The sequence below is a fragment of the Photobacterium makurazakiensis genome, from assembly GCF_050336715.1.
GTDB classification, from domain to species: domain Bacteria; phylum Pseudomonadota; class Gammaproteobacteria; order Enterobacterales; family Vibrionaceae; genus Photobacterium; species Photobacterium makurazakiensis.
Genome location: NZ_JAKJSJ010000115.1, coordinates 1 through 6,581, shown reverse-complemented (window position 1 = coordinate 6,581; position 6,581 = coordinate 1). Strand labels below are relative to the sequence as shown.

The following is a 6,581-nucleotide window of genomic DNA, read 5'->3' as shown; positions in this document are numbered from 1 at the left end:
CAGACGATGCTCATAACCCTAAAAGAATGAGCAATTTGGTGGCGTATTCTGCCTTAGGTCCCATACGCTGGCAAAAGAAAAAACAGTATGGAAAACGGAATGTGTCAGAGAATGCGATGCAACGTTATAAAACAATGATAGGCCCAAAATTACACAGCAGAGACTTTGAAAATCAACAACAAGAACTGATGCTAGGCGCATCAATATTAAATCGATTTACCCAGCTTGGTATGCCCGAGAGCTACCGAGTCGCCTAATAACATCAATAGACAGAGTGGATTGAGTACGGAAACAAAGCCGTGGCCGTATCGGTGTGCCGACCGAAGCCGGTTTGAAAACCATCAGCTATGACCAACTCCAGGAAGACTACGCGTTACGTTGGGGCGAGTATATCTCACCGAAGTCGTTCGCTAAGGTGATTCGATACTTGCAACGTGCGACTTACTTGTACAGTGAGCGCATTAATGTGTGCGTCGATGATGCCGAAGGTACAGTGCGCAGCGCAGCGGCTTACAAGCAATTCACCGAAGCTTTCTTTAGAGACATTAAAGTGGTGCGCTATCCTAATATTTGCGAGTTGATTATCGCCTCACGCAAACGCATGGAAAAGAAAGGCTTGCGTTTTGACTGGCTAAACTTCCGTACCATTGCTTCTGGCATTCAGGAGATCTACAACGCGACGCGCTGTAATGATTTTGCTAAGAACGTGGCCAACCTGTTCATAGCAACGCCCCACCACTCCCCTTCTCCACACTAGCTATAGAGAGGTATCCGCTTAACGGCGGAGGGTTTTGCACGTCTGTAGCGCATTTTTGGTTAAATATTCACCAACCCTTCCCGTGTTTACCAAAGTCTAACCTTTATGCTCGTCCCCTACCGATCGTTTTGAATCGTCTTTTCATGTTAAATCTAAAAGGGGGGTGCAATAAAAGAGTATAAGAAAAGAGCACAAAGATGGCATTAAAAAATGGACTGCGGTTATGTGTACTCCGTAGTTAAACTTCGTATATAAATAAATATTTAAGTAAACATTAGATAAGAAGTTAAGGTTCACTCTGGCTGCTACATACTTGTATGTAGAGCCAGTGTGAAGCCGACAAGCGATAGCGCGTCAGTCTCATACCCGAGTCTAGCTTGATCGATCCTACGACAACAGTCGCTTCGCTCCATGGTACCCACAGCCAGCATTAAACCAGGATGAATTAAAAAAGAACAACACCATCGCTGGCTGCGCTGAATCTTTCTTTTGTCATTCGACAGGAAACTACTGAGCATATACATAAGATTTAGTGGAACCACCAAAATAACCACGAGTCAAATCAACCAACAACGTACATCTTACTCGCTTCGCTCGCGCATTCTAGCAAGGCGAAGGGCCATTTTCGTGCCGTTGGTATGATCTATTCATTAAACTTAATCTGGAGGATAAGTCCTTATCTTACTCACTTCGTGAGCGCGTTCTGGTATTCGTCGCACAGCGACTCATGGGACTGAAAGTGACAGGGTAACTATCTTGATTTTCTGCGAAGATATTAAAGGTTGATCTGTGAATAGAGCTTACAAAAACATTGGTGATCACAATCATTATAAGGATTACTCTAGCTGATAAATGCCCCATTGTTAGTTTCGCCAAAAAAGCCACTCTCTCGGTCGGATGGGTTTTGACTAAACATAACTAATCTGAAACCCAAAGCTCATAAAGTACGAAAAATAGGTATCAGAGTGCAGTTGTTAGTTCAAAGCAAGTCATACCAAGTAACCCACTACCCTTGATTCTTTTCTCCCAAAGGTGACATTTCTATTTGGGAGAAAAGAGGACATTTTAAAATGGGATTGACATAAGAGTTATATGTGTTTTGGTCTGATATCTTTGGTGGAACTATTGTGTTAATACATTTACCATTAAGTGATGAAAAGAAATGGTTATGGGTGATTTGTGTTTTTTAAAAAGAAAAAAATAGAACAAGAAATAGATATTAATCAAGATTTTATTGATTCGCTGTACGATTCTCTTTCTGTCATTGAGTTTACGCCTAAAGGGGAAGTTTTAAATGCCAGTGATTTGTTTTTATCCTGTGTTGGATACCAAAAGCAAGAAATCATAGGCAAGCATCACTCTCTATTTTGTTCAGAAAAAATAGTGTCATCACCACAATACTCACAATTTTGGGTCGGTTTAGCTTCAGGAAAAAAACAGGGTGGAGTTTTCGCCCGACTTGATAAATTTGGAAAAGAAATATTCCTTGAGGCGGCTTATTTCCCGATATTCTCTGAAGGTAAAGTTATAAAAGTGGCTAAGGTTGCTTATGATGTTACCGAGCAACATGTAAGGAGCATTGAAGATGGTGATTTACTAAGTGCATTAGATCGAACGTTTGCAGTAATCACATTTTCAACTTCTGGAGAAGTTCTAAATGCAAATGAAGCATTCCTGAATGCTTTAGGTTATTCAAGCGATGAAGTCATGAGCAAGCATCATAAAATGTTTTGTTTTGATGAGTTCTACCAAGAAAATCCTAGTTTTTGGAGAGACTTGCAAGGTGGGCGAGCATTTAGTGGGCGTTTTTTAAGAAAATCAAAGCTAGGCGACAGGATTTGGATACAGGCATCTTACAACCCAATATTCAATGATAAAAATGAAGTATATAAAGTGGTTAAGTTCGCTACTGATATTACGCATGATGTTCTTCAAGAGGAGGCTTCAAAAGATGCCATATCGATTGCTTACACGACAGCCGTTGAAACTGAACAAGTAGCAACTGATGGTAAGGGGTCAATAAACCAAGCTCAAGAACAATCATTAGGTGTGGTTCAACAAGTGGAAAGCTCCGTAGAACTAATAAATAAGCTCAATGAACTCTCAACTAAAATTGAAAATATAGTCCAAGTTATTGGCAGCATTGCTGATCAAACGAACTTACTAGCTTTAAATGCAGCAATAGAAGCAGCAAGAGCTGGTGAATATGGACGTGGTTTTGCTGTTGTGGCTGATGAGGTTAGGGTTTTAGCTTCCAAGACATCTGGATCAACGGGTGAGATAAGTCGAGTTGTCTCTGAGAATGTCATGCTGACGAATCAAATCTCCGAATCAATGGGGAAAATTAGAGTATCTTCAATAGATACAAATGAACAACTTTACTCCGTATCTTCTGTGATAGATGAGATACAGAGAGGTGCAGAGGATGTAGCTAAAAATATGTCCAATTTAACGTAACGTCACTTAGTGCGCACCTAAACAAATACCTTTGCTAGTGCGATGCTACTCATCGCATTAGCACTTCACAAGTAAATTTTCCATACCTGTAGTTATTGATGGTTTGCTAATTTAGAGAAAGCGCTGGCACATTTTTGTCCAACAGTTTCTTACGCGAAGCTGTATAGCTCCAATAAGCTCTGGAAACAACGCTCAGGTTGGCGAGGCTTACGCCATGATTAAAGCGTTAAACAAGCTTACAGGGTTAGGTATGCCTAAAACTTGTCGTATTGACGAAGAAACACACAAAGCGGGTCAAATTTGTCTCTCCCCTGAATTACGATACAAAGCCTTCATCAATTGTGGTTCTCTCACCTTCTTAATTGATGAAGGACGAATAGTAAAAAACGTATTATGTAGGGCAGCTGAAAAAGATATTATTCGATTAATCTTAAATTACACCTTTACAAAGGAGAGGTAATGGGCAATAATGGCGTTGCTCTGTTGTTCAGAGTTATTAAATGAAACATCCAGTTGTAAAAGTAAAACCCTCAGAATTCCTTCGTTATTGTTGTTTTCCTCAGTGTTTCCCTTAGCTTCGTAGATACATTAAATAATTCCAGCTCTCAGCGCATCGCATTTCGCGATTAATTTTTATTTTATATAAGGGACACAATATGTCTAACAAAACAAATGGCGTAGTAAAGTGGTTTAACGAAGAGAAAGGTTTTGGCTTTTTAACTCAAAACAACGGCGGTGCTGACGTCTTCGTTCACTTCCGTGCAATCGCTTCTGAAGGTTTCAAAACTCTTAACGAAGGTCAAGCAGTGTCTTTCGAAGTAGAGCAAGGCCAAAAAGGTCTTCAAGCTGCAAACGTTGTAGCTGCATAAGATTTAAATAAGCGTGAGCGGAAATACCGCTTGCGCTACTTTCCTCATATTAAAGTACTTATTTATAACACCCCACGAAAATATCCAACATTATCCCAATACTTTTTGTATTTGTCGTTACGTTTCTTATTTACTTCGTTTATTATAAATATTATTAATATACTCCAATGGTAGTGTTTATAAAATACTGCTAGCTTCGTTATATCTAACGAAAATAAATAAGGTTCAACCATGTCTCGAACAACAGGCCGTAGACTTTTTTGGTTTCAACAACAAAAGAAAAAAACAACGATAAATAAGAAATAGGAATAGTATGAAGATCACATTTAATCTATTTAGAGATAACCTTTCTTGGGATAGGATTATTCACCAACTTAATGGTGATGTTTTAAGGCGACACGTTTTAGTGAGCGGAAACGTGGATGATATGAATGTGAAGTTTTCATATTGCGAAGCGACTTTAACAGGCAGTATTACTGATCAACATGATTGCGTACTTGGTAATTTTAGTGTTTTGGCTTAACTAACAACCTCATCGAAAGCATAAGCTCATAATTAATCTTACTAATAATTGATACACTGTTGTCCGACTGAGTCCTAGCTCTTTGCTGATTGTGTGTTTGATATATAACTTCCTAAACGCTCCCTGATTTCATTGTGAACCGGCAATATATTTTGATCCGCACATACAAAGCTAAACAGGTTTCTATACCTATAGTTCTCCATTATTTTTTAATCTTGAAAATTCACTGGACCAGCTTTGTCCAAAAATTATTCAGCATCGAGTTGACTAATTATTTTTGCGTCTTAAAATATTTACATGAATATTCACTAAAATAATCCTTTACATATAATAAATAAAATACAATAATATCCTCGCTCTGCTGTTCAGAGTTATTAAATGAAACATCAGTTGTAAAAGTAAAACCCTCAGAATTCCTTCGTTATTGTTGTTGTCCTCAGTGTTTCCCTTAGCTTCATAGATACATTAAATAATTCAAGCTCCAGCGCGTCGCAATTTCAGCGATTAATTTTATTATATAAGGGACAATCTATGTCTAATAAAACAACTGGTTCTGTAAAATGGTTTAACGAAACTAAAGGCTTTGGCTTTTTGACTCAAGATAATGGTGGTGATGACGTATTTGTACACTTCAACGCCATTGTTTCAGAAGGCTTCAAGACTCTAATTGAAGGTCAAAAGGTTTTTTTCAATGTAGAGCAAGGTCAGAAAGGCCTTCAAGCAGCAGATGTTGTTGTTGCTTAACTGATATTTAAATAGAGGTGCTTGACACCACCTCTAGACTCTTACCCCCTCAAAATAGCCAATCAATGTTTTTCCTCTGTAAAAGATATATTTTTCACGATCTTATTTTTTGGACAAACGATTAATAAAATAAAATAAACTAGAAGATAATTATGCCAACATTTAATATTAAGTATATCAACGAGAAAAATAACACATTAAAATTAGAAACTGTCTTTATGCGTGGTTTAAAAGGCGCAAAAATATCAGCATCTTCTTGTGCGCCATTTTGTACAAATAGAATTGAACTTAGAAATATTCTTGGAACACTATTAGCATATAAAGAGAACGGGATTTGGCTTAATGATGCCAGCGTGTAAATTATAACCAAATAGACTCCAATGAATGTATTAAAAGTAAATATAACCTATATTATTAATTAAAAGTATTCAAACCGTATCCCTTTTAAATTCCTATTTAATTCTCATATCTTAACGTCTGTATCGTAATCAGAATGTACTGTGTTTCTACTGACTTGCATCATCAATACTGGATGCCAGGTTAAGATATTTGGTTCTGTCGTAAACTTTGAGTCTTTAAGTTAATATTTTCTTGATTTCTATTCATGATACTGATTCTTAATGTTTGAAGGCTGCCACTTTCCCTCTGAAGTTATTCTCGAAACCGCACGTTATTATTTCGCCTATAAACTCAGTTATCGTGAAATTGAAGAGATTCAATTAGAGCGCGGAGTTGTTGTGGAGCACGCCACTATTAATCGTTAGGTAATCAAATTCACTCCAGCATTAGAGCACAGAGCGAGGCGTAGAAAGAAGCCCGTGTCTGACTCGTGGCGAATGGATTGTCGGAGGACAATTAACTTTGATCGGAAATGTGCCTTTTCAAGGGCTTTGTTTCCGTACTCAATCCACTCTGTCTATTGATGTTATTAGGCGACTCGGTAGCTCTCGGGCATACCAAGCTGGGTAAATCGATTTAATATTGATGCGCCTAGCATCGGCTTTGTTTCCGTACTCAATCCACTCTGTCTATTGATGTTATTAGGCGACTCGGTAGCTCTCGGGCATACCAAGCTGGGTAAATCGATTTAATATTGATGCGCCTAGCATCAGTTCTTGTTGTTGATTTTCAAAGTCTCTGCTGTGTAATTTTGGGCCTATCATTGTTTTATAACGTTGCATCGCATTCTCTGACACATTCCGTTTTCCATACTGTTTTTTCTTTTGCCAGC

The 6,581-nt window shown here is 38.2% G+C and carries 5 protein-coding genes and 4 pseudogenes; 8 read left to right on the top strand and 1 reads right to left on the bottom strand.

Features of this window, described 5'->3' with window-relative positions; all coding sequences use genetic code 11:
- The 8 genes and pseudogenes from L4D09_RS28295 to L4D09_RS28260 all read left to right on the top strand — a co-directional run.
- A pseudogene (locus tag L4D09_RS28295) lies at positions 1-257 on the top strand (IS5 family transposase); the annotation flags it as partial.
- A 44-nt stretch (positions 258-301) separates the two neighbouring features.
- Positions 302-757, top strand: a pseudogene (locus tag L4D09_RS28290) (hypothetical protein); the annotation flags it as partial.
- A gap of 1,179 nt (positions 758-1,936) precedes the next feature.
- Positions 1,937-3,214: a methyl-accepting chemotaxis protein gene (locus L4D09_RS28285; protein WP_143694397.1), complete on the top strand. Its 1,278-nt coding sequence runs from the start codon at positions 1,937-1,939 to the stop codon at positions 3,212-3,214.
- Between the two features lie 214 nt (positions 3,215-3,428).
- Positions 3,429-3,674: a hypothetical protein gene (locus L4D09_RS28280; protein ID WP_372186790.1), complete on the top strand. Its 246-nt coding sequence runs from the start codon at positions 3,429-3,431 to the stop codon at positions 3,672-3,674.
- 196 nt (positions 3,675-3,870) lie between these two features.
- Positions 3,871-4,083: a transcription antiterminator/RNA stability regulator CspE gene (gene cspE, locus L4D09_RS28275; protein ID WP_076649063.1), complete on the top strand. Its 213-nt coding sequence runs from the start codon at positions 3,871-3,873 to the stop codon at positions 4,081-4,083.
- Positions 4,084-5,137: 1,054 nt separating this feature from the next.
- The gene (locus tag L4D09_RS28270; RefSeq protein ID WP_076678506.1) at positions 5,138-5,350 is read left to right on the top strand and encodes a cold-shock protein; all 213 of its coding nucleotides are present in this window, start codon (positions 5,138-5,140) and stop codon (positions 5,348-5,350) included.
- Positions 5,351-5,502: 152 nt separating this feature from the next.
- Positions 5,503-5,709 carry a hypothetical protein gene (locus tag L4D09_RS28265; RefSeq protein WP_076678505.1) on the top strand — a complete coding sequence of 69 codons (207 nt, stop codon included), beginning with the start codon at positions 5,503-5,505 and terminating at the stop codon, positions 5,707-5,709.
- Positions 5,710-5,970: 261 nt separating this feature from the next.
- A pseudogene (locus L4D09_RS28260) lies at positions 5,971-6,192 on the top strand (IS6 family transposase); the annotation flags it as partial.
- 198 nt (positions 6,193-6,390) lie between these two features.
- Here L4D09_RS28260 and L4D09_RS28255 read toward each other — a convergent pair.
- Positions 6,391-6,581: pseudogene (locus L4D09_RS28255) on the bottom strand (IS5 family transposase); the annotation flags it as partial.

What these genes read in the sequence shown, in the direction of transcription:
- cspE (WP_076649063.1), top strand. Translation starts at nt 3,871, where the DNA reads ATGTCTAACAAAACAAATGGCGTAGTAAAGTGGTTTAACGAAGAGAAA.
- L4D09_RS28265 (WP_076678505.1), top strand. Translation starts at nt 5,503, where the DNA reads ATGCCAACATTTAATATTAAGTATATCAACGAGAAAAATAACACATTA.
- L4D09_RS28280 (WP_372186790.1), top strand. Translation starts at nt 3,429, where the DNA reads ATGATTAAAGCGTTAAACAAGCTTACAGGGTTAGGTATGCCTAAAACT.
- L4D09_RS28270 (WP_076678506.1), top strand. Translation starts at nt 5,138, where the DNA reads ATGTCTAATAAAACAACTGGTTCTGTAAAATGGTTTAACGAAACTAAA.